The organism is Streptomyces sp. AC512_CC834, from assembly GCF_019049325.1.
Classification (GTDB): Bacteria; Actinomycetota; Actinomycetes; order Streptomycetales; family Streptomycetaceae; genus Streptomyces.
The window spans coordinates 69064-91011 of sequence record NZ_JAGMUO010000013.1 but is presented as its reverse complement, the minus strand read 5'-3'; the positions used below and the strand labels follow the sequence as shown (position 1 = coordinate 91011).

Genomic DNA, 21948 nt, shown 5'->3' with positions numbered 1-21948 from the left:
CCGCCTCCGCCGCGCGGCGGAGACGACTCATTCAGTGGCTCGTTCCGCGGGTCATTCCGCGAGGTGCAGGACGACCTCGTCGATCTCCTCGCCCCGGGCCGCTGCGAACCCCCGCGCCCGCGCGCTGATCTCGAAGCCGCACTTTTCCAGCACGCGCCGCGAGCCCGCGTTGTCGGCCGCCGCCCGCCCGTACAGCGGGCGGTCCCGCACCTCGGCGAGCAGGGCCCGCAGCGCGGCCGTGGCCACGCCCTGGCCCCAGTACGCCCGGTCGACCCAGTACGTCACCTCGCGCTCGCCCGGCTCCCCGTACACCGCCGCGCTGCCGATGACGTCACCGTCGCCGAGGATGGTCCGCACGACGTCATCGGAGGCCCGGATCTTTCTCCAGTGGGCCTCGAAGGCGTCCCGGTCGGCCGGATCCTTGTGGGTGAAGGCCGCCATGCGCAGGGCCTCCGGATCGTTCATCTGCCGGAAGAAGACGGGCAGATCGCTGTCGTGAACCTCGCGCAGTGCGATGTGCATGGATCAGAGCCTACGCGTGGCCAATGTCAGCCGGTCCCGGGCGTCGAACAACGCGTCCTTCACCATCTGCTCGTGCGCGGGCGTCAGCCGCGCCACCGGTACCGAGCAACTGATCGCGTCCCGCGCGGGAGTGCGGTAGGGGACCGCCACACCGAAGCAGCGCAGGCCCAGCGTGTTCTCCTCGCGGTCCACGGCGAAACCCTGCTCCCGCACCTGGTGCAGCTCCTCGATGAGCTTCTCCCGGTCGGTGATGGTGTGCTCGGTCAGCGCCGGGAGTGTCTCCGGGAGCATCTTGCGGACCTGCTCGTCGGTGTACGTGCTCAGCAGCGCCTTGCCCAGCGAGGTCGAGTGCGCGGGCAGCCTGCGGCCGACCCGGGTGAACGGCCGCAGGTAGTGCTGCGACTGCCGGGTGGCCAGGTAGACGACGTTCGTGCCGTCCAGGCGCGCGAGGTGGATGGTCTCCGTCGTGTCGTCGGAGAGCCGGTCCAGCGTCGGCCGCGCCGCCGCGACCACCTCGTCGCCGTCGATGTACGAGGTGCCGACCAGCAGCGCCCGTACACCGATGCCGTACCGCGTGCCCGTGGCGTCCGTCTCCACCCAGCCCAGCTCGACCAGTGTGCGCAGCAGCATGTAGAGACTGGACTTGGGATAACCGACGGCCTCCTGGACCGACGCCAGGGAGTGCATACCGGGGCGTCCGGCGAAGTACTCGAGCAGTTCAACCGTCCGTACCGCGGACTTGACCTGCGCTCCGCCCCCCGTCTCGACAGCCGACATCGCCCTTGACCCCTTCGTTCGACGGGAAATAGTCTCGAACAGCATATTCATCAGCAGAGACAACGTTCAGCATATCGAACGAGTCGATGCGGAGCACGTTCCGATGCACGTGGAGGGACCCGCGGTGGCAGCAGCACCAGTCTGGAGTGTCGACCCCCGTACCGGGAAGCAGCGTGAACAGGTCGCGGTGGAAGCCACCGCCCAGGAGGTGGACGACGCCGTCCGCGCCGCGCACGCCGCCCGGGACGCACTCGCCGACCGCACCGTCCGCGCCGCCTTCCTGCGCGGCGCCGCCGACGAGCTGAAGGCCGCCGAGGGCACCCTCGTCGAGGTCGCCGACGCGGAGACCGCGCTCGGCCCGGTCCGGCTCACCGGCGAACTCGCCCGTACCTGCTACCAGTTGCGGGCCTTCGCCGACATCGTGGACGAGGGCGAGTTCCTCGGCGTGGTCGTCAACCACCCCGACGACACCGCCACCCCGCCCATCCCGGACCTGCGCCGCTACAAGGTGCCCCTCGGGGTCGTCGCCGTCTACTCGGCCTCCAACTTCCCCTTCGCCTTCTCCGTCTCCGGCGGCGACACCGCGAGCGCGCTCGCGGCCGGCTGCCCGGTCGTCGTCAAGGCGCACCCCGACCACCCGGCGCTGTCCGAGCTGGTCGCCAAGGTGCTGCGCCGGGCCGCGGCCCGCCACGGCATCCCGGACGGCGTCCTCGGCCTGGTGCACGGCTTCGAGGCGGGCGTCGAGCTGATCAAGCACCCGCTGGTCGCCGCGGCGGGCTTCACGGGGTCCGTACGCGGTGGCCGCGCCCTCTTCGACGCGGCGGCGGCGCGACCGGCACCGATCCCCTTCCACGGCGAGCTGGGCTCGCTGAACCCGGTCGTCGTCACGGAGGCGGCGGCCGTGGAGCGGGCGGAGGCGATCGGCGCGGGGCTGGCCGGTTCGATGACGCTCGGCGTCGGGCAGTTCTGCGTCAAGCCCGGCCTGGTACTCGTGCCGGCGGGCGCCGCCGGTGACGGCCTGGTCAAGTCCCTCACGGACGCGGTCAGCGACACCGACGCCGGAGTGCTCCTCGACCACCGCATGCGGGACAACTTCGTCGCCGGCGTCGCCGAGCGCACCGCGCTGCCCGACGTGGACTCCCCGGTGACACCGGGATCGGGCGGCGAGCACACCGTCGCCGCCGGGTTCCTCACCGTGCCGGCCGCGCGGCTGGCGGCGGAGGGTGAGCACGACCTGCTCCTGGAGGAGTGCTTCGGGCCGGTCACCGTGGTGGCCCGCTACGAGGACGACGCCGAGGTGGGGGGCGTGCTGTCCCGGCTGCCGGGCAACCTCACGGCGACCATGCAGGTCTCCGTCGAGGAGGCGGCGGGCCAGGGGCGCGGGGCGTCGATCCTCGCGGAGCTTGTGCCGCTGGCGGGGCGTGTACTGGTGAACGGCTGGCCCACGGGGGTCGCGGTGGCCGCGGCTCAGCAGCACGGGGGGCCCTACCCGGCGACCACTTCGACGTCCACGTCGGTGGGGGGTACGGCCGTCGAGCGGTGGCTGCGGCCGGTGGCGTATCAGGGGGCGCCTGAGGCGCTGCTTCCTGCGGAGCTGCGGGACGACAATCCGCTGGGGTTGCCGCGGCGGTTCAACGGGGTGCTGGAGCGGTAGGGCTCCGCGGTTGCGCCGTGGGGTGCGAGGTTGTGAGCGGTCTGCCGCGCCGTCGTGGCTGGTCGCGCCCGCGCGGCGGAGCCGCAAATCGACAGAGCCCCGCGCCCCTCAGGTACGCGGCCCGGACCTGGGATGATCAGGCTATGAGCCTTGAACTTCCCGAACTGCCGTTTCCCCTCCGCTCCCATGGGCCCCACGGCAACTGGGCCTACGCGGACGGCGTACTCACCGGGGTCGCCGGGCCCCGGCAGGACCGGTTCGTGCCACCCACCGGCGAATCGCTGGAGCCCGCGTCCGACGCGCCGCGGCTGCTGGGGGCGCCCGACGGGGACTTTCAGCTCATCGCCCGTGTCACCGTCGGGTTCAAGGGGGCCTTCGACGCCGGGGTGCTCTATGTGCACGTGGGGGAGCGGGCCTGGGCCAAGCTGTGTCTGGAGTACTCCCCGGACGTGGCCACCGTCTGCACGGTGGTCACCCGGGGGCACTCCGACGACTGCAACTCCTTCACGGTGGAGGGAGACTCCGTCTGGCTCCGGGTCAGCCGCAGCGGACGGGCCTTCGCCTTCCACGCCTCCCTCGACGGTGAGCGTTGGACCTTCGTCCGGCTGTTCACCCTGGGCGAGGAGGAGGAGACCGGCACGGCCCTGGTCGGCTTCCTGGCCCAGGCGCCGACGGGGGAGGGCTGCACGGTGACGTACGACCACCTGGAGTTCCGGCCGACCTGGCCCGGGGACCTGCGGGACGGCCACTGACCGGGGAATGGGACCGGCTGGTTGAACGTTCACGTATGGGTGGAGAGGGTCTCCGCGGCCGTACGACCTGGAGAAGAGCCGAGACATGCGCGTCGAGATCTGGAGCGACATCGCCTGCCCCTGGTGCTACGTGGGCAAGGCCCGCTTCGAGAAGGCGCTGGCGGCCTTCCCGCACCGCGACGGTGTCGAGGTGGTCCACCGGTCGTTCGAGCTGGACCCCGGGCGGGCCAAGGACGACGTGCAGCCCGTGCTGACGATGCTCACCGCCAAGTACGGCATGAGCGAGGCGCAGGCGCGGGCCGGTGAGGACAACCTCGGCGCGCAGGCCGCCGCCGAGGGCCTCGACTACCGCACCCGGGGCCGTGATCACGGCAGCACCTTCGACCTGCACCGGCTGCTGCACCTCGCCAAGGAGCGGGGTCGGCACAAGGCGCTCCTTGACGCGTTCTACCGGGCCAACTTCGCGGACGAGCGTTCCGTGTTCAACGACGACGAGCGGCTCGTGGAGCTGGCCGGGTCCGCCGGCCTGGACGCGGACGAGGCCCGCGCGGTGCTCGCCGACCCCGCCGCCTACGCCGACGAGGTGCGCGCCGACGAGCGCGAGGCCGACCGGCTCGGGGCCACCGGCGTGCCCTTCTTCGTGCTCGACCGCGCCTACGGCGTCTCCGGCGCCCAGCCCGCCGAGGTCTTCACCCAGGCGCTGACGCAGGCATGGGGCGAGCGCACGCCGCCGAAGCCGCAGGCCAGCGCGCGTACATAAGCGTTGCTTGGAGAAACCGCGTAGAAATACGCGATGGACGGGGAGGTCCGGGGGCCGCACAGTGGTGCCATGGAGAGCTTCGAGAATCTCGTCCGCACCGAGTTCGCCCCGAAGACCACGTACCTGAACACCGCCAGCACCGGCCTGCTCCCCGCGCGGACCCTCGTGGCCATGCGCGACGCGGCGGCGTCCGCCGCGGACGGGCAGCCGCTCGACATGTTCGCCGACGTCGAGGCGTCCCGCGCCGCGTACGCCCGGCTCGTGGGGGTGCCCGCCACCCGGGTGGCGACCGGGGCGTCCGTCGCCACGTTCAGCGGGCTCGTCGCCGCCTCGCTGCCCCCGGGGGCCGAAGTGCTCACCGCCGAGGCCGACTTCAGCTCCCTGGTGAACCCGCTGTACACGCGCGGCGATCTGAAGGTGCGCAGCGTGCCGCTGGAGCGGATCGCCGAGTCGGTGGGTCCGGACACCGCGCTCGTCGCGGTCAGCTCCGTCCAGTCCGCCGACGGGCGGCTCGCCGACCTCGCCGCGCTGCGGGACGCCGCACGGGCCCACGGGGCGCGGACGCTGATCGACGCCTCGCAGTCGAACGGGTGGCTGCCGCTCGCCGCGGACGACTTCGACTTCGTGGCCGCCGTCGCCTACAAGTGGGTGCTCTGCCCGCGCGGCGTCGCCTTCCTCGTCGTACCGGATGACCTGGGAGCGGCGGCCGGGCTGAGGCCGCTGTTCGCCGGGTGGGCGTCGGGCGAGCACCCCTGGGACAGTTGCTACGGCCCCGTCGAGGAGCTCGCGCACTCCGCCCGGCGCTACGACGAGAGTCCCGCCCTGTTCTCGTACACGGGCGCGCTGCGCTCGCTGGCCCTGATCGAGGAACTCGGCGTGGACGCCGTGCACGCCCACGACACCGGCCTTGCGGACCGGTTCCGCGCGGGGGTGCGCTCGCTGGGCCACGAGCCGGTGCCCGCGCCGGGCTCGGCGATCGTGTCGGTGCCCGGACTCGGCCACCGGCAGGGCGAGCTCGGCCGGGCCGGCGTCCAGGTCTCCGACCGGGCGGGCAATCTGCGGGCCGCCTTCCACGTGTACAATACCGCGGCCGACGTCGACCGCCTGCTGGACGTGCTGGACCTGCCGGCAGGCTGAGGCGGCCCCGTGCCGACACGGCACCGGTCCGGACCGGTCCGGCGCCGCCGGACCGGAACAAGTATCGGGCAGGGGCCTCCCGTCCCACACGAAAAGGCCCCTGCCCGAGATCAGCCGCGGGTCACTTCACCGGCGTGAAGTCCCGCGCCCCGATGAAGTCCGGCCGCCGGATCGGAGCCGAGAACGGCTCGACCGCCGTGTTCTCCACGCTGTTGAACACGATGAACACGTTGCTGCGCGGGAACGGCGTGATGTTGTCGCCCGACCCGTGCATGCAGTTGCAGTCGAACCAGGTCGCCGAGCCGGCCTTGCCGGTGAACAGCTTGACGCCGTACTCGGAGGCCATCTTCGTCAGCGCCTCGTCGGACGGGATCCCCGCGTCCTGCATCTGCAGGGACCTCTTGTAGTTGTCCTTCGGCGTGGCCCCCGCGCACCCGAGGAACGTCTTGTGCGACCCCGGCATGATCATCAGACCGCCGTTGGTGTCGTAGTTCTCGGTGAGTGCGATCGAGACCGAGATCGTCCGCATGTTGGACAGACCGTCCTCGGCGTGCCAGGTCTCGAAGTCCGAGTGCCAGTAGAAGCCGCTGGCTCCGAAGCCCGGCTTGACGTTGATCCGCGACTGGTGGACGTAGACGTCCGAACCGAGGATCTGCCGGGCCCGGCCGACCACGCGCTCGTCGTGCACGAGTTTCGCGAAGATCTCGCTGATCTTGTGCACTTCGAAGACCGAACGGATCTCCTGGGACTTCGGCTCGACGATCGAGCGCTCGTCCTCGCGGATGGCGGGGTCGCTGGTGAGCCGCTCCAGCTCACGCTGGTACTCGCCGATCTCGTCCGGCCCGATGAGCTGGTCGATGGCGAGGAACCCGTCGCGGTCCAGGGACTGCAGGTCACCCCGCGAGACCGGCCCCGGCGCGTCCGGGGAGCCCCAGACGACCGGGTCCTGCCGAGGGGTTGCCACCTCGGTGGCGCCGCGGGTGGGATAGAGATCGGTGACGTTCGTGGTCGTGGTCGTGGTCACGGTGACTCACACCTCCTCGGTGAGCAGCGGGTAGACGCCGTTCTCGTCGTGATCCTCCCGTCCGGTCACGGGCGGGTTGAAGACACAGATGCAGTGAAAGTCCTCCTTGACCTTGAGCGTGTGCCGCTCATGGCCGTTGAGGAGATACATCGTGCCCGGCGTGATGTGGTAAGTCTTCCCCGTCTCACGGTCGGTCAACTCGGCGTCGCCCTTGGTGCAGACGACGGCCTCGATGTGGTTCGCGTACCACATCGACGTCTCCGTACCCGCGTACAGAATCGTCTCGTGCACGGAGAAGCCGACCTTCTCCTTGGCGAGGACGATCCGCGTGCTCTCCCATGTGCCGGACGCGCTCTTCACGTGCCGGTCGGTGCCTTCGAACTCCTTGAACGAACGGACGATCACGGTGTTGCGATGCCTCCTAGGTGAAGGGTGTGCATGGATCCCCGGCGCCTTCGGCCGCGCGGGCCGAAGGCGCCGGAAGCATCAGTGGTGGTCCTGCCGCACGGTCACGCGGTCTCGCGCACGGCCCGGGCGAGGGTCTTCATGCCCTCGTCCATCTCCTCGGGCGTGATGGTGAGCGCCGGCAGCAGCTTGACGACCTCGCTCTCGGGGCCGGACGTCTCGATCAGCAGCCCCAGCTCGAAGGCGCGCTTCGCGACCTTCCCGGCGCGGTCCTTGTCGTGGAACTCCAGGCCCCAGACCAGGCCGCGGCCCCGGTACTCCTTGACGTCGGCGAGGTTTTCCTCGGTGATGGCGATCATGTGCTGCTCGACCTGCTCGCCGCGCTTGCGGGTCTGCTTCTCCATCGCCGAACCGTCGGCCCAGTAGGCCTCCAGCGTGGCCGTCGCCGTGACGAAGGCGGGGTTGTTGCCGCGGAAGGTGCCGTTGTGCTCGCCCGGCTCCCAGACGTCCAGCTCGGGCTTGAACAGGGTCAGCGCCATCGGCATGCCGTAGCCGCTGATCGACTTGGAGACGGTGACGATGTCCGGCGTGATGCCCGCCTCCTCGAAGGAGAAGAAGGCGCCGGTACGGCCGCAGCCCATCTGGATGTCGTCGACGATGAGCAGCATGTCCTGGCGCTCGCACAGGGCGGCCAGGGCACGCAGCCACTCGACCCGGGCGACGTTGATGCCGCCCTCGCCCTGCACGGTCTCGACGATCACCGCGGCCGGCTTGTTCAGGCCGGAACCCTGGTCCTCGAGCAGCCGCTCGAACCACAGGAAGTCCTCGACCGTGCCGTCGAAGTAGTTGTCGAACGGCATGGGCGTGCCGTGCACCAGCGGGATGCCGGCGCCGGCCCGCTTGAACGCGTTGCCGGTCACGGCGAGCGAGCCCAGCGACATGCCGTGGAAGGCGTTGGTGAACGACACGATCGACTCGCGCCCCTTCACCTTGCGCGCCAGCTTGAGCGCGGACTCGACGGCGTTGGTGCCCGTCGGGCCGGGGAACATGACCTTGTACGGCAGGTCGCGGGGCCGCAGGACGATGTTCTGGAACGTCTCCAGGAATCGGCGCTTCGCGGTGGTCGACATGTCGAGACCGTGCGTGACGCCGTCCCGCTCCAGGTAGTCGATCAGCGCGCGTTTCAGGACCGCGTTGTTGTGCCCGTAGTTGAGTGTGCCCGCTCCGGCGAAGAAGTCGAGGTACTCGTGGCCGTCCTCGTCGTACATGCGGCTGCCGACCGCACGGTCGAAGATGGTGGGCCAGCCGCGGCAGTAGCTGCGCACCTCGGACTCTACGGTCTCGAAGACGCTGAGGTCGGGCTGGGTGATGGTCACGACGAATCGCTCCTCGTGGGGTGAGGGTGGGAGAGGAAGGTCGTACGGTCCGGGGACCGGTGCGGTCCGCGGGAAGTCTGTGGGACCGGACTGGCACGGGGTGCCGGGCCGTCCGGGGGTCGGTCGGTCAGCCGGTGGCGGACAGGGGACCTATGCGGTACAGGACCTCGGGCTCGTGGGGTCCGTCGGGGAACAGCTCCGTGTCGAACAGCACCTCGCGCTCCAGCCGGGCGCCGCGTCGCTCGGCGAACGAGGTGAACAGCCGCTGGGAGGCGGTGTTGTCGGGGGAGATGGTGGTCTCCAGGGTGGTCAGCCCGAGCTCCGCGACGGTCCGGTCGGCCAGCCCGTCGAGCAGGGTGCCGGCCAGCCTTCGACCACGGTACGCCGCGTCCACCGCCACCTGCCACACGAGCAGGGTGTCCGGCCGGTCAGGCCGTACGTAACCGGTGACGAAGCCGACCGGCTCACCGCGCTCGTCGCGGGCGACGGCCGACGTGGCGGCGAAGTCCCGGCACCAGAGCAGATAGCTGTAGGACGAGTTCAGGTCGAGGACCTCGGAATCCCTCGCTATCCGCCACAGGGCGGCCCCGTCGGCCACTCTCGGACGATCGATTTGTAGGTCTGCTTGCGCGGCAGTCATGCAAATTGAATTTACCCAGGGAAATTCGAAATTGCATCGCCGAAAGGGGTTACGAATGAGCGCCTGATGTGGTATCACGCGGGCGCGTGCTTCCGCGCGAGACGGCGGCGAGATGTGTTGATTTGACCGGGCGGTAAGCCGCAAAACGGGCAGCATGTGGATCGGGTCACAATCGCGTAACCCGTGCGAGGTGTGCCCGAAATGCGCAGATCGGGGTTCGTGGAACTTTTGTGTTTAGGTCCGGGGAAAGCGGGCAGAAGAATACGGGAAGCTGCGCTGAGTGGAATTCCCTAATTCTGATCGTGTGGACTTCGGGAATTCCGTCGAATTCATCCTTCCGAAAGGCCGGCTCCGGCCGGCCGCTCCCACGCCTCCTCGACGGCCCGCCGGGCGGCCTCCGGGTCGGCCTTCAGACCCCGCTCGGCCAGCGCGGCACCCAGTGCCGCCAGGCAGCCCCGCACGGCCCCGCGCGTCGCGTCCGGACCGTAGTGGTTGACCCGGATCATCTCGCCGGCCAGCGAGCCCCCGCCCGCCGCCAGCGGCAGCGCCGGGTCGGCCTGCAGGGCCCGGGCCACCAGCGCGGACGCGTCGACGTCCGACGGCGTCCGCAGCGTCGTCGCGACCGGCGCCGCGTCCTTCGCCTCGAACACGTACGGCTCCAGACCGCCCAGCGCGAGTGCACCGGCCCGGGTCGCCGCCGCGGCGGACGCGTGCCGCGCCATCACCGTCTCCGCGCCCTGAGCCTCGATGCGCTCCACGCACGCCTCGAGCGCGAGCATCTCCAACTGCGCCGGCGCGTGCGGCAGCGCCTTGCGCCCGCCGTCGATCCAGCGCTCCTTCCAGTCGAGGAGCGACAGGTACGACCGCCGCGGAGCGTTCGGGTTCGCGGCCATCCGCGCCCACGCCCGCTCGCTCACCGACACCGCCGACACCCCGGCCGGACCGCCCATCGCCTTCTGCGCGCCGATGACGCACAGGTCCACACCCCACGCGTCCGGCAGCACCGGCTCGGCCCCCACGGAGGCCACGGCGTCCAGGTAGAACAGCGCGCCGTGCGCCCGTACCGCCGCACCGATCTCCGCGACCGGGTTGGTGTTCCCGGTCGCCGCCTCGGCGTGCACCAGGGACACGAAGTCGATCTCCGGATGCTCGGCCAGGGCCTGGCCGACCTGCTCGGCGGAGACGGCCGCGCGGAACGGCACGGCCAGGTCGTGCACGGTCGCGCCGCAGTCCCGCAGCCAGTTCCCGAAGGTCTGCCCGTACGGCCCCGTGACGACGTTCAGCGCGACGGTCCCGGGACCGGCGGCGGCGCGGATCGCGCCCTCCAGCGGCAGCAGCGCCTCACCCTGCATGACCACGACGTCCTGCCCGGTGCCGAGCAGGCGCGCGACCCGGTCCTCGATCGCGGCGAAACGGCCGGCGGTCAGCGGGGCCAGGTCCAGGAAGGGATGGGTCACGACGGTGCTCTCTTCGCTCACGGGCAGGCTACGACGCGGCTACGACAGGGCTACGACGCGCTGCGACGCGGCTGCGAAGCGAGTGCGTCGCGGGTACGTCGCGGGTACGTCGTGTACGGGCGCGCATACGCCGCGTACGGAGTCGAGAGTAACCGCGCGCCCCGTCGTCACTCGCGGGGGAGGTCATCCGTTGCGACACCCCCACGCCCGGAATCGTGGCTTCCGCCACAGCCGAAGGGGCCACCACCTGATGGACTGACCCTCGTGTTCCTGGTACTCCTGCTGCTCGTCGTGGTCGCCGTGGTGTCCGCAGTCGGCCTGGCCGGCCACGGCGGGAGCGTCCTCGCCGCCCGGCGCGCCCGGGGCCCGCGCCCCGGGCAGCCGCTCCACGCCCTGGCCGCGTTCGCCGGTGCGGCCGCGCTCGTGGCGTACGCCTGGGGTCTGCTGCACCTGGCGGGCGCCGAAATGGCGTCGGACGACTCCGGCGCCGGCTCCGCGCCCGCGGTTCCCTGCCGGATGCCCGGGTACGAGGAGCGTGCCATGCACGTCGTCGACCAGTCGGTCTCCTTCCTGCCGTTGGACTTCGTCTGCGAGACCGAGGACGGCGGCGAGTACGCCACCGACGACGTCCCCGGCTACGTCACCCCCGCCACCGCCGTCCTCGCCCTCACCGCCGTTGCGAGCGCCGTCGGCGCCGGGTACACGAAGGAACTGCGCGCCCGCGCGGCAGCGCGCGGCGACAGCCGGTGACCGGGCCCCGGCCGTAGACAGGGCGGCCCCTGCCGGTGATCGACATGGTGCCGCTCTTCATCCGGAATCCGGCCGGAGGGCATCGGCACGGACAATGCGAGGCGGACGGAAAGACCCTTATCCGATTCTCATGCGGAAGTTGTCGACGTGGACGCGGAGTTCACGGCAGGGTCGAATCATCAACGCCGGCGTCAAAGGGAGTTCGGATTCCGCATGTCCGAGGACCGTTTTACCGTCGCGCCCGGAACGCGGTTGCTGCACATCGGGCCGCACAAGACGGGAACGACCGCGCTGCAGGGGGCGTTCCACCAGGCGCGCGAAGAGCTGGCGAGACACGGGGTGGTGTACGCGGGCAAGGGGCGCCAGGCCAAGGAGCCGGCCGCGGCGATCACCACCGCGGACCCGCTGACCGAGGCCGGGGTCGCCAAAAGGGCGCTCTGGGACGTGTTCTGCGCGGAAGTCGCCGAGGCCGGTGACCGGCGCGTGGCGATCAGCAGCGAATTCTTCTCACAGGCGGACGCCGACGCGGCGCAGGCCGTGGTGAAAGGGCTGGGTGGCACGGGCGTACACGTCGTCGTGACCCTGCGGCCACTGCACAGGATTCTCCCCTCGCACTGGCAGCAATACGTCAAGCACGGGCTGTGCGAATCCTATGACGAATGGCTCGACGGCATGCTCCGCAAGCCCCCGTACGAGAAACCGACACCCGATTTCTGGCACCGGCAGCGGCACGACGCCCTCCTCACGCGGTGGGCCGACGCCGTCGGCCTGGACAACGTCACGGTGGTCGTGGTCAACGATGCCGAACCGCTGCGGCTGTTCCGGGTCTTCGAGGAACTGCTCGGCCTGCCGGAGGGGACACTCCTACCGGAGGAGGGCGACGGTGGCGCCAACCGCTCCCTGACACACAGCCAGACGGAACTCGTCGTACGGCTCAACCGCAGGCTCCGGGAGCTCGAGTTGCCCAGGGGCAAGGTGGTGCGCGAGGGAGTGGTCCCGCAGATGCAGGCCTACAAGCCGTCCTCCGGCGAGCCACGGATCACCACCCCGGCCTGGGCCGAGACCGCGGCGGCCGAGGTGGCCGCGGAGATGGTCGCGAACATCTCCGCCCTCGGCGTCCGGGTCATCGGCGACCTGTCCACCCTGACCCGGCGCGCAGACGGCACCGCCGAGCCCACCGCCCCGGCCGGGATTCCCACCGCCGCAGCCGTGGAAGCGGTACTCGGCGGGATCCGCGCGGGCTCGGCCCTGGCATCGTCCCGGCAGGCCGAGCGGTCATACTCCGACGCCATCGAGAACCGCCCGGTCCGCAAGGTCACCGCCCAGGACCTCCTGCGGGTGGTCGCCCGCCGCGCCCGTCGTCGCCTGCGCCGCCGCACACGTTTCTCCGGCTGAGCCGCTCCTTCGGGTCGCTCCTTCGGGCCGCTCCTTCGGGTCGTTCCTTCGGGCCCGCCGCGAACGTCGCCCGGGCCGAACCCGGACTCCTCTCCCTGTCGGACTGTCGGACTGTCGGAGCCCGTACCGACCCCGAGGTCCATTGCGATCCGGTGCGATCTAAGGTGCGGGGCATGAGCGATCGCAGGGTGCTGCACGTGAAGGGGCGGGTGCTCGTCGGACCGGACGAGGTCCGCGACGAGGTGTGGGTGATCGGCGGCCGGATCTCGTACGACCGCCCCACCGGCGCGGCGGACGTCCGCACCGTCGAGGGGTGGGCGCTGCCCGGCCTGGTCGACGCGCACTGCCACGTCGGCCTCGACCAGCACGGGGCCGTCCCCGAGGCCGTCGCCGAGGAGCAGGCGCTGACCGACCGCGAGGCGGGCACCCTCCTCATCCGCGACGCGGGCTCCCCCTCGGACACCCGATGGATCGACGACCGCGAGGACCTCCCGAAGATCATCCGGGCCGGCCGGCACATCGCCCGCACCCGCCGCTACATCCGCAACTACGCCTGGGAGGTCGAGCCCGAGGATCTCGTCGCGTACGTCGCCCAGGAGGCCCGGCGCGGTGACGGCTGGGTCAAGCTGGTCGGCGACTGGATCGACCGCGACCTCGGCGACCTGTCGGCCTGCTGGCCGCGCGGCGCCGTCGAGGCGGCGATCGCCGAGGCCCACCGCCTGGGCGCCCGCGTCACCGCGCACTGCTTCGCCGAGGACTCCCTGCGCGACCTGGTCGAGGCCGGCATCGACTGCATCGAACACGCCACGGGGCTGACGGACGACACGATCCCCCTCTTCGCCGAGCGGGGCGTCGCCATCGTGCCGACCCTCGTCAACATCGCCACCTTCCCGGCACTCGCCGACGGCGGCGAGTCGCGCTTCCCCCGCTGGTCGGCCCATATGCGCCGACTCCACGAACGCCGCTACGAGACCGTCCGCAACGCCTACGACGCCGGGATCCCGGTCTTCGTCGGCACCGACGCGGGAGGCTCCCTCGCCCACGGACTGGCCGGGGCGGAGGTCGCGGAACTGGTCACCGCCGGCATCCCGCCCGTCGAGGCCCTCGCCGCCACCACCTGGGCCGCGCGGAGCTGGCTCGGCCGTCCCGGCCTTGACGAGGGCGCACCGGCGGACCTGGTGGTGTACGAGCAGGACCCGCGCGCGGACGTGCGCGTGCTCGTCGATCCGCGCCGGGTGGTACTCAACGGGCGGGTCGTCGGTTAGCCGACAAGAGTGACGCGGGGGAACACCCGTGCACAGAGATGTGAAGGGATTCGAAAAGATTCGCCAAAACCCCACGAAGGGGTGAAGTGCCCCGGGATCGCTGACGGTTGGGCGAACGCGGGGACATTCTTTCCGGGTCCCAAGCATGTCGCTCATGCGTGTTCCGCACGCATGTCTCACTGGGGGTCCCACCACCTTGAACGGCAACACCTTCCGCATGCCCGCACGCCGTCTCGTCACCGTCGCGGCGGCCACCGCCCTGGCCGCGGGTCCCGCGACCCTGGCAGCCGCGGGGTCCGCCCACGCGACCGGCGACCACGGCCGCGCGAGCGCCACCGTCCTGCGCACCGGGCTCGACGTCTCCCTGCTCAACAAGACCGTGAACGTCCCGCTCGCGGTCACCCTCAACGAGGTGCAGGCACCCGAGAGCGCCGAGAAGACCGCGCTCACCGCCCGGCTCGACGGCGTCGACGGCGGAAAGCCCTTCAGCGTCCTGCGCGCCGACGTCGCCGAGGCCAGGGCGACGGCGACCGCGGACAAGAGCGAGGGCTCCGTCACCCTGGCCCGCGCCAGGCTCCACGTCCCCGGGCTGCCCCTGCTCTCGGTCGTCGAGGTCGAGCAGGTCACCTCCAGGGCGACCTGCGAGGCCGGGAAGCAGCCGGTCGCGGACGCCAACCTGCTGGGCACGGTGACGGTCCTCGGCAAGAAGGTCACGCTGAGCACCGGCGGGCCGACCGAGGTGAAGGTGCCCGGCGTCGGCGAGGTACGGCTCGACCTCTCGAAGACCGGGACCACCTCGCGCACGGCCGCCGCCACTGCCCTCGAACTCAAGCTGTCCATCAACCCCCTCGACCTGAACGTCGCCGAGGTCGACGGCACCGTGACCCTTGCCGAGGCCACGTGCGAGTCCCCGGCGAAGGCCGAGGAACCGCCGGCCGAGCAGAACGACCAGGACGACCAGGCCGATCGGGGCGACCAGGACGCGGAGCCCGCCGCTGAACCGGCCGCCGACGTGAAGGCCCAGGGCGCCCGCACCGAGGCCGACCTGGCCGAGACCGGCGGCAGTTCGGCGACGCCGTATGTCGCGGCGGGCGCCGCCGCCCTGGTCCTGGCGGGCGGGGGAGCCCTGCTCCTGGCCCGGCGCAGGCGCGGCTGACCACGCACACGCGCCACGCGCCACGCGCCACACGCCACGCACCACGCACCACGCACCACGCACCACGCACGAATCACGAGGGGGAGGAGCCGGCCGGGGCGCGGCATGTCGCACCCGGCACGCCTCAGGCCGGTTCCGCCACCGCCCCTTCCACCGCCCGCTCCAGCGCTCGTTCCAGCGCGCGCAGGAATCCGTCCGTCGTCGCCCGGTCCCGTACCGCCAGGCGCAGCCACTCCTCGCCCAGCCCCGGGAACGTGTCCCCGCGCCGCACCGCGTACCCGAGGCCGCGCAGCCGGTGGCGTACGGCGGTGGCGTGCGGGAGCCGGACGAGGACGAAGGGACCCTCGGCAGGTCCGGCGACCCGCACTCCGGCACCGGCGAACCGCGTCAGCCCGGCGACGAGACGGTCCCGGTCGGCGGCGACACGGTGGGCGGCGTGGGCGGCCTCCGCCAGCGCCCGCGGCGCCACGCACGCCTCGGCGGCCGCCAGCGCGGGCGTGGACACCGGCCACAGGGGCTGCGCGCGCTCCAGCTCGGTGATCGTCTCCGGGGCGGCCAGGACGTAGCCGATGCGCAGCCCTGCCAGCCCCCACGTCTTGGTGAGGCTGCGCAGCACGACAAGCCCGGGTACGTCCGTGCGCCCGGCCAGCGCCTCCCGCTCACCGGGCACCGCGTCCATGAACGCCTCGTCCACGACCAGCGTCCGCCCGGGACGGGCCAGTTCCGTGAGCGAGGCCGCCGGATGCAGCACCGACGTGGGGTTGGTCGGGTTGCCGACCACCACCAGGTCGGCGTCGTCCGGGACGGCGGCAGGGTCCAGGCGGAAGCCGTCCGCCTCCCTCAGCAGTACCCGGCCGACCGTGTGCCCCGCGTCCCGCAGCGCCGCCTCCGGCTCCGTGAACTGGGGGTGCACCACGACCGGCCGACGCACCTTCAGCGCCCGCGCAAGCAGCACGAACGCCTCCGCCGCGCCCGCCGTCAGCAGCACCCGCTCCACCGGCAGCCCGTGCCGCGCCGCCACCGCCGCCCGCGCGGCCCGCCCGTCCGGGTAGGCCGCGAGGGAACCGAGCGAGGCGGCCACGTGCGCGCGCAGCCAGGCCGGGGGAGTGTCCGCGCGGACGTTCACCGCGAGGTCCACCAGCGCAGAGCCGTCGTCGCGGACCTCGGCGTCCCCGTGGTGCCGCAGGTCCGGGCCGCCGGGTCCGGCCCCGGCCCCGGCCCCGGCCCCGGCCCCGGCGGCGGCCTCAGTGTGCGTGTCCATGCCCGTGATGGTGCCCGTGGTGGTGATCGCCGTCGTCGTCGGGGTGGAAGTGCGGCTGCTGCGGCAGCCCCACCTTGTCCTCGAACCCCGGCAGCGCGATCCGGTACACGCAACTGTCGCAGTTCATCCGCAGGTCGCCCTTGACGGCCTCCTCGTACCGCTCCCAGACCAGGTCCAGCAGCTCCGGCTCGGGACCGATCACGTCCGCCGACCGCACCCCGGTCTCCGGATGCGCGGCGGCCCACTCCTCGGTCTGGCGCCGGACCCGGTCCGGGAGGATGCCGGTGAACAGGAAGTACGGCAGGACCACGACCCGCCGCGCCCCCAGCCGCACACACCGGTCCAGGCCGCCCGGCACGTCCGGCTTCGCCAGCGACACGAACGCCGTCTCCACCGCCGCGTATCCGCGCCCCTCCCACAGCAGCCGCGCCGCCTTGAACACCTCGGCGTTGGCGTCCGGGTCCGTGGACCCGCGCCCGACCAGCAGCACCGTCACCTCGGCGGGGTCCCAGGCCGGGTCGACCGCCTCCGCCAGCCGCCGCTCCAGTACGCGCAGCAGCGCGGGATGCGGGCCCAGCGGACGCCCGTACGTGTAGGAGATGCCGGTGTGACGCTCCCGCTCACGGGACAGCGCCGCCGGGATGTCCCCCTTGGCGTGCCCGGCGGACACCAGCATCAGCGGCACCGCGGCGAACCGGCGCACACCGCGCTCGACCAGTTCGGCGACCGCCTCGCCCAGCGGGGGCGGGGACAGCTCGATGAAGCCGCCCGCGACGGGCAGTTCGGGGTGGCGGCGGCCCAGTTCCCGCACGAAGTCACGGAACGCCTCGGCTCCGGCCTCGTCCCGGGTGCCGTGTCCGGCGATGAGCAGGGCGGGCGGGGTGGTCACAGGTTCTCCTCGGAGTTTTCGGAGTTCTCGGATGCCGCGGATACTTCGGATGAAACGGGGTTCTCTTCGCGCGGCGCGGTGTCGTCCGTCTGCCAGCGGTAGCCGCGCGGCGTCACCATGCGCCCGGCGATCTCCCGGGTCGCGGTGTTGCCCACCGTCACGACCGTCATCATGTCGACCGTCGCCGGGTCGAGAGCGGCGAGCGTGGTCAGACGGCTCGACTCGTCGGCACGCGACGCGTTGCGCACGACACCCACCGGCGTCGTCGGCTCCCGGTGCGCCGCGAGGATCGCGAGCGCCTCGGGCAACTGCCAGTCGCGGCCCCGGCTGCGCGGGTTGTAGAACGTCACCACGAGGTCTGCCTCGGCCGCCGCCCGCACCCGCCGCTCGATGACCTCCCACGGCGTGTGCAGGTCGGACAGGCTGATCGACACGTGGTCGTGGCCGAGCGGCGCGCCCAGGATCGCCCCGGCCGCCAGCGCCGCCGTCACGCCCGGCACCCCGACCACGTCGATGTCGTCGGACGCCTCGGCCAGCGCGGGCGAGGCCATGGCGTACACCCCGGCGTCCCCGCTGCCGATCAGCGCGACCGCGTGCCCGCGCCGGGCCTCCTCGACCGCCGTCCGGGCCCGCTCCTCCTCGGCGCCGAGTCCCGACTCGAGGACCCGCGTGCCGGGCCGCAGCAGGTCGCGGATCTGGTCGACGTACTGGTCCAGGCCGACCAGCACCGAGGCGCGCCGCAGCTCCGCCCGCGCCCGCGGCGTCACCAGGTCCCGGGCGCCGGGCCCGAGCCCGACCACCGCGAGCCGCCCGCGCCCGGGACGCCGTACGACCGCGCAGGTCGCCATCGCGGGAACCGCCGCCGACTTCCGCTTCGGCACGAGGAGTTCGCCCCCGCGCACCAGCGCCGCCGCCTCCGCGACCGACGGAGTGCCCACGGCCGCGAGCGGGGCGTCGGAGGGGTTGGGCACCTCGACACCTGCCAGCGCCTCGGCGGGATACGTCACCAGGGGCACGCCCAGCCGCTCGGCGGCCCCGACGATCCCCGGCTCCCCGGCCTTGGCGTCCACAGTGGCCAGTTCCGCGACCGACGCCGCGGACAGCCCCGCCTCGCGCAGGGCGTCCTCCACCAGCCCGAGCACCTCGTCCACCGGCGCGCCCCTGGAGGCGCCGACGCCGACGACCAGGGACGGCGGACGCAGGACGGCCTCGCGCCCGGCCGGCTCCACCAGCCGGTCCGTCAACCGGATCGAGTACGCCCCGTCCGCGCCTTCGGTCGTCACCGGCAGCGGCGGCAGCGGCCAGCCCACCTCCGCGCGCAGAGCCACCGGCACACCGTCCAGCAGGGCCCGCGAGACCCCGGCGACGTCGCCCTCCACGGGCAGCCCGAGCGTGTCCAGGCCGGGCAGGCCCACGGCGTCCGTCGCCGTCGTCACCACCGGCTCGGCGCCCAGTACCTCGCCGACGGCGCGGGCGAGTTCGTTGGCACCGCCCCCGTGCCCGCCGACCAGCGACACGGCGAACCGCCCGCCCTCGTCGACGCACACCACACCCGGGTCGGTGCGCTTGTCGTCCAGCAGCGGCGCCACGAGCCGGACCACGGCCCCCGTGGCCAGGAAGCACACGAGCCGCTCGCACTCGGCGAACGCGGACCGTACGGCGTCCGCGACGGGACCCTCGTACACCCGCGTGCGGTCCGGCCACGCCGCGGCCAGCCGGTCCCGCGCCGCCGCTCCCGCCGCCGTGGCGGAGATGAGGCCGATCAAGGGGAGACTCCTTCGGTACGGCTGTGCGGCCTCACGCCCCACAGCAGGAAGACGGGATTGGTGGCCGCGAGCCGGGTCACGTCCCCCGGCAGCGGCGCGAGCCGGGACGACTGCAACAGCACCCCGCCGCACTCGAGCCCTGCCGCGAGCAGCGCCTCGCGGGCCGCCGGCACCCGGTCGAGCGCGGCCACGGCGACGACCACCGCGCGCCGGGCCCGCCGCGCGCACTCGGCGACGATCGCGGGCAGTTCGCCTCCACCACCGCCCACGAAGACGGCATCGGGGTCGGGGTCGTCGTTCAGCTCCGACAGCACCGCGGGCGCCGCCCCGTGCACCACCCGTACGTCGACGCCGTGCGCGACGGCGTTGGCGCGGACCCGCCCGACACCGTCCGGCGTCCTCTCGACGGCGGTGACGGCGGCGCCCAGCCGCGCGCACTCCACGGCCACGGACCCGGACCCCGCACCGACGTCCCACACCAGGTCGCCGGGGCGGGGGCCGAGCCGGGCCAGCGCCAGCGCCCGCACCTCGAACTTGGTGATCATCGAGTCCCGGTGCGCGAACGCGTCCTCGTCCAGCGCCCACCCGGCGGGCCCGCAGCCCCGCCCCGCGACGGTCCGCACCGGCCCCAGCACCCGAGCCTCGTCCAGGCACAGCACCACGCTCACCGCCGCCCCCCAGTCCCGGACGGCGGCCTCGGCGGGCGTCACCCGCTCCACGTGCTCCTCGGCCGAGCCCAGCGCACGGGCGACGACGAGCACCCGCGCCTCGCCCCGAAGCGCGGCCCCCAGCTCCGCGGGACCGGCCCCCGGCCCCGTCAGCACGGCGACCTTCGGGTGCGCCCGGCACAGGTTCACCGCCGTCCGCAGGTCCCGCCCGTGCGCGCTGGCCACCACGGCGTCGTCCCACGGCAGCCCGGCCCGCGCGAAGGCGGCGGCGACGGAGGAGACACCGGGCCGGACGTCGAGCCGCTCCGGCCCGAACCGCTCGGCCAGCGCCCGCACGATCCCGAAGAACCCCGGGTCGCCGGAGGCCAGCACGACCACCGGCCGCTCCTTCGCGACATACTCGGCGACCGTGTCGAGGGCAGGGGCCAACGCCCCGAGGACGACCGTCTCGGCCCCCTCCGGCAGCCGTACGGCGTCCAGATGCCGCCGCCCGCCGACGACCAGCTCCGCACCGGCGGCGACATCCCCGGCGGCGAAGTCCCCGGCGGTCGCCGCGCCGGTCCCCGTCCCGACCACGGTGATCACGTGCTCGCACCCCGCGAACGCAACTCACGGCGCGCCTCGGGGTCGGCCTTGCGATAGCCGTGGAAGTGCCCCGGGTGGTACAGGTGCGAGCGGGTACCGTGCGCGTCGAGGGCCGGGCCGACCAGGAACAGGGTGTGCTTCCAGAGCCTGTGCTCCTTGACCGTCTCCTCCAGCGTCCCGATCGTGCACCGCACGACCAGCTCCTCGGGCCAGGTGGCCTGGTACGCGACGACGACCGGCGTCTCGGTCGGATAACCGCCCTCCAGCAGCTCCCGCACCAACTGACCGCTGCGGGCCGCCGACAGGAAGATCGCCATGGTGGTGCCGTGCTTCGCGAACTCGCGGACCTCCTCCCCGGGCGGCATCGGCGTCTTGCCGCCGCCGAGCCGGGTGAGGACCACGGACTGCGCGACCTCCGGGATCGTCAGCTCCCGCCGCGCGAGCGCGGCGACCGCGGAGAAGGCCGAGACACCGGGCACGATCTCGGTCGCGATGCCGAGCTCCGCGCACCGGTCGAGCTGCTCCTGGGTACCGCCCCACAGCGCCGGGTCGCCCGAGTGGATACGGGCCACCCGCAGCCCTTCCTCCCGGGCCCGCCGGTAGACGGCGACGACGTCCTCCAGCGACATCGTCGCCGAGTCCAGCACCTCGGCGCCCTCCCGCGCGTGCTGGAGGACCTCCGCCTGGACCAGGCTCGCCGCCCAGATCACCACGTCGGCCTCGGCGATGGCACGCGCGGCGCGAAACGTCAGCAGATCGGCGGCGCCGGGCCCGGCACCGACGAAGGTCACCCGACCGCCCCGCGCCTCGGCGTCGGCGTCGGCGCCGGAAACCGTGGACCCCACGGAGCCCACGGAACCTACAGAACCCACGGAATCCATCGTTTTCGGTCCTCTCCTGCGCATCCTGCGCATATTTACTGCGGTTGCTGCTGTCGGACGCGCGTGAACGCGGGGTGATCGGATACCAAGGGCCCATGGCGGTCTTCGTCGCGCTCGGCGCGTTCCTGATGACGCTGGCCGGCGGCTGGACGGCACAGCGCGTGACCGACCGGCGCCACCTGGTCCTGGGCCTGGCCGGCGGCCTGATGCTGGGCGTGGTCGGCCTCGACCTGCTGCCGGAGGCGCTCGAGGCGGCGGGCGACGAGGTGTTCGGCGTGCCCGCGGCACTGCTGCTCTTCGTCGCCGGATTCCTGCTCGCGCACCTGGTGGAACGCCTGTTGGCCGCCCGCCGCGCTGCGCACGGCGCCGACGAGCACGGACACCGTTCGCCCGAGGTGGGCCTGACGGCCGCCGCCGCGATGGTCGGACACAGCGCGATGGACGGCGTGGCGATCGGCGCCGCCTTCCAGGTCGGCGGCGGCATGGCCACGGCGGTGGCGCTGGCCGTGATCGCCCACGACTTCGCCGACGGCTTCAACACCTACACGCTGACCAGCCTGTACGGGAACGCCCGCCGCCGCGCGATCGCGATGCTGGTCGCCGACGCGCTGGCCCCCGTCGTCGGCGCGGCCTCCACCCTCCTGTTCACGATCCCGGAGGGCGCGCTCGGCGCCTATCTCGGCCTCTTCGGCGGCGTACTCCTCTATCTCGCCGCGGCCGAGATCCTGCCCGAGGCCCACCACGAGCACCCCGCCCGCTCGACCCTGCTGTGCACGATCGCGGGAGCGGCGTTCATCTGGCTGGTGGTGGGCATCGCCGACTGAGCCA

21 protein-coding genes are annotated in these 21948 nt (G+C 72.7%); 9 read left to right on the top strand and 12 right to left on the bottom strand.

What is annotated here, in order from left to right:
• Nucleotides 1–51: 51 nt before the first annotated feature.
• Nucleotides 52–522 carry a GNAT family N-acetyltransferase gene (locus KUM40_RS03825; protein WP_217162800.1) on the bottom strand — a complete coding sequence of 157 codons (471 nt, stop codon included), beginning with the start codon at nucleotides 520–522 and terminating at the stop codon, nucleotides 52–54.
• A gap of 3 nt (nucleotides 523–525) precedes the next feature.
• Nucleotides 526–1299: an IclR family transcriptional regulator gene (locus tag KUM40_RS03820; RefSeq protein WP_217162798.1), complete on the bottom strand. Its 774-nt coding sequence runs from the start codon at nucleotides 1297–1299 to the stop codon at nucleotides 526–528.
• A 124-nt stretch (nucleotides 1300–1423) separates the two neighbouring features.
• Between KUM40_RS03820 and KUM40_RS03815 the strand changes: the two genes are divergently transcribed.
• From KUM40_RS03815 to KUM40_RS03800, 4 genes are all read left to right on the top strand, one after another.
• Complete coding sequence (locus KUM40_RS03815) at nucleotides 1424–2953, top strand: aldehyde dehydrogenase (NADP(+)) (RefSeq protein WP_217162796.1); 1530 nt, start codon at nucleotides 1424–1426, stop codon at nucleotides 2951–2953.
• Nucleotides 2954–3096: 143 nt separating this feature from the next.
• Entirely contained in the window at nucleotides 3097–3705 is a 609-nt protein-coding gene (locus KUM40_RS03810) for a DUF1349 domain-containing protein (RefSeq protein ID WP_217162789.1), read from the top strand.
• Between the two features lie 85 nt (nucleotides 3706–3790).
• Nucleotides 3791–4465: a DsbA family oxidoreductase gene (locus tag KUM40_RS03805; RefSeq protein WP_217162787.1), complete on the top strand. Its 675-nt coding sequence runs from the start codon at nucleotides 3791–3793 to the stop codon at nucleotides 4463–4465.
• Nucleotides 4466–4498: 33 nt separating this feature from the next.
• Nucleotides 4499–5602: an aminotransferase class V-fold PLP-dependent enzyme gene (locus tag KUM40_RS03800; RefSeq protein WP_217162785.1), complete on the top strand. Its 1104-nt coding sequence runs from the start codon at nucleotides 4499–4501 to the stop codon at nucleotides 5600–5602.
• Between the two features lie 121 nt (nucleotides 5603–5723).
• Here KUM40_RS03800 and thpD read toward each other — a convergent pair whose 3' ends face one another.
• The 5 genes from thpD to KUM40_RS03775 all read right to left on the bottom strand — a co-directional run bounded on the left by thpD (nucleotide 5724) and on the right by KUM40_RS03775 (nucleotide 10504).
• On the bottom strand, nucleotides 5724–6626 hold the full coding sequence (gene thpD / locus KUM40_RS03795) for an ectoine hydroxylase (protein ID WP_217162783.1): 903 nt from the start codon (nucleotides 6624–6626) through the stop codon (nucleotides 5724–5726).
• A 6-nt stretch (nucleotides 6627–6632) separates the two neighbouring features.
• The gene (locus KUM40_RS03790) at nucleotides 6633–7031 is read right to left on the bottom strand and encodes an ectoine synthase (RefSeq protein WP_217162780.1); all 399 of its coding nucleotides are present in this window, start codon (nucleotides 7029–7031) and stop codon (nucleotides 6633–6635) included.
• A 104-nt stretch (nucleotides 7032–7135) separates the two neighbouring features.
• Nucleotides 7136–8407 carry a diaminobutyrate--2-oxoglutarate transaminase gene (gene ectB / locus KUM40_RS03785; protein ID WP_217162779.1) on the bottom strand — a complete coding sequence of 424 codons (1272 nt, stop codon included), beginning with the start codon at nucleotides 8405–8407 and terminating at the stop codon, nucleotides 7136–7138.
• A gap of 127 nt (nucleotides 8408–8534) precedes the next feature.
• A complete protein-coding gene (gene ectA / locus KUM40_RS03780) occupies nucleotides 8535–9047 on the bottom strand; it encodes a diaminobutyrate acetyltransferase (protein WP_217162777.1) in 513 nt (170 codons plus the stop codon).
• Nucleotides 9048–9376: 329 nt separating this feature from the next.
• Complete coding sequence (locus KUM40_RS03775; protein WP_217162874.1) at nucleotides 9377–10504, bottom strand: aminotransferase class V-fold PLP-dependent enzyme; 1128 nt, start codon at nucleotides 10502–10504, stop codon at nucleotides 9377–9379.
• A 264-nt stretch (nucleotides 10505–10768) separates the two neighbouring features.
• Here KUM40_RS03775 and KUM40_RS03770 point away from each other — a divergent pair, with 264 nt between their 5' ends.
• The 4 genes from KUM40_RS03770 (at nucleotide 10769) to KUM40_RS03755 (ending at nucleotide 15070) form a co-directional block, all read left to right on the top strand.
• Nucleotides 10769–11254 (top strand): hypothetical protein, encoded by a 486-nt coding sequence (locus KUM40_RS03770; RefSeq protein WP_217162775.1) that lies wholly within the window; start codon nucleotides 10769–10771, stop codon nucleotides 11252–11254.
• A gap of 213 nt (nucleotides 11255–11467) precedes the next feature.
• Entirely contained in the window at nucleotides 11468–12649 is a 1182-nt protein-coding gene (locus tag KUM40_RS03765) for a hypothetical protein (protein ID WP_217162773.1), read from the top strand.
• A gap of 173 nt (nucleotides 12650–12822) precedes the next feature.
• The gene (locus KUM40_RS03760) at nucleotides 12823–13914 is read left to right on the top strand and encodes an amidohydrolase family protein (protein WP_217162772.1); all 1092 of its coding nucleotides are present in this window, start codon (nucleotides 12823–12825) and stop codon (nucleotides 13912–13914) included.
• A 196-nt stretch (nucleotides 13915–14110) separates the two neighbouring features.
• Nucleotides 14111–15070 (top strand): SCO1860 family LAETG-anchored protein, encoded by a 960-nt coding sequence (locus KUM40_RS03755; protein WP_217162770.1) that lies wholly within the window; start codon nucleotides 14111–14113, stop codon nucleotides 15068–15070.
• A gap of 124 nt (nucleotides 15071–15194) precedes the next feature.
• Here KUM40_RS03755 and cobC read toward each other — a convergent pair whose 3' ends face one another.
• The 5 genes from cobC to cobM are packed head-to-tail and all read right to left on the bottom strand — an operon-like array spanning nucleotide 15195 to nucleotide 21084.
• Entirely contained in the window at nucleotides 15195–16331 is a 1137-nt protein-coding gene (gene cobC, locus KUM40_RS03750; RefSeq protein WP_254394496.1) for an Rv2231c family pyridoxal phosphate-dependent protein CobC, read from the bottom strand.
• Nucleotides 16315–17220, bottom strand: coding sequence for a sirohydrochlorin chelatase (locus tag KUM40_RS03745; RefSeq protein WP_217162767.1), 906 nt, complete (start codon nucleotides 17218–17220; stop codon nucleotides 16315–16317). Before KUM40_RS03745 ends, cobC begins: the two co-directional genes overlap by 17 nt.
• A complete protein-coding gene (cobJ, locus tag KUM40_RS03740; protein ID WP_254394495.1) occupies nucleotides 17217–18986 on the bottom strand; it encodes a precorrin-3B C(17)-methyltransferase in 1770 nt (589 codons plus the stop codon). The genes KUM40_RS03745 and cobJ overlap by 4 nt, the downstream gene beginning before the upstream one ends.
• On the bottom strand, nucleotides 18983–20239 hold the full coding sequence (gene cbiE, locus KUM40_RS03735) for a precorrin-6y C5,15-methyltransferase (decarboxylating) subunit CbiE (RefSeq protein WP_217162765.1): 1257 nt from the start codon (nucleotides 20237–20239) through the stop codon (nucleotides 18983–18985). The genes cobJ and cbiE overlap by 4 nt, the downstream gene beginning before the upstream one ends.
• A complete protein-coding gene (cobM, locus tag KUM40_RS03730) occupies nucleotides 20236–21084 on the bottom strand; it encodes a precorrin-4 C(11)-methyltransferase (protein ID WP_217162763.1) in 849 nt (282 codons plus the stop codon). The genes cbiE and cobM overlap by 4 nt, the downstream gene beginning before the upstream one ends.
• Nucleotides 21085–21215: 131 nt before the next feature.
• On the opposite strand from cobM, the gene KUM40_RS03725 reads away from it, so the two are divergent.
• Nucleotides 21216–21944, top strand: a complete 729-nt coding sequence (locus tag KUM40_RS03725) for a ZIP family metal transporter (protein ID WP_217162761.1) — start codon at nucleotides 21216–21218, stop codon at nucleotides 21942–21944.
• Nucleotides 21945–21948: the final 4 nt, after the last annotated feature.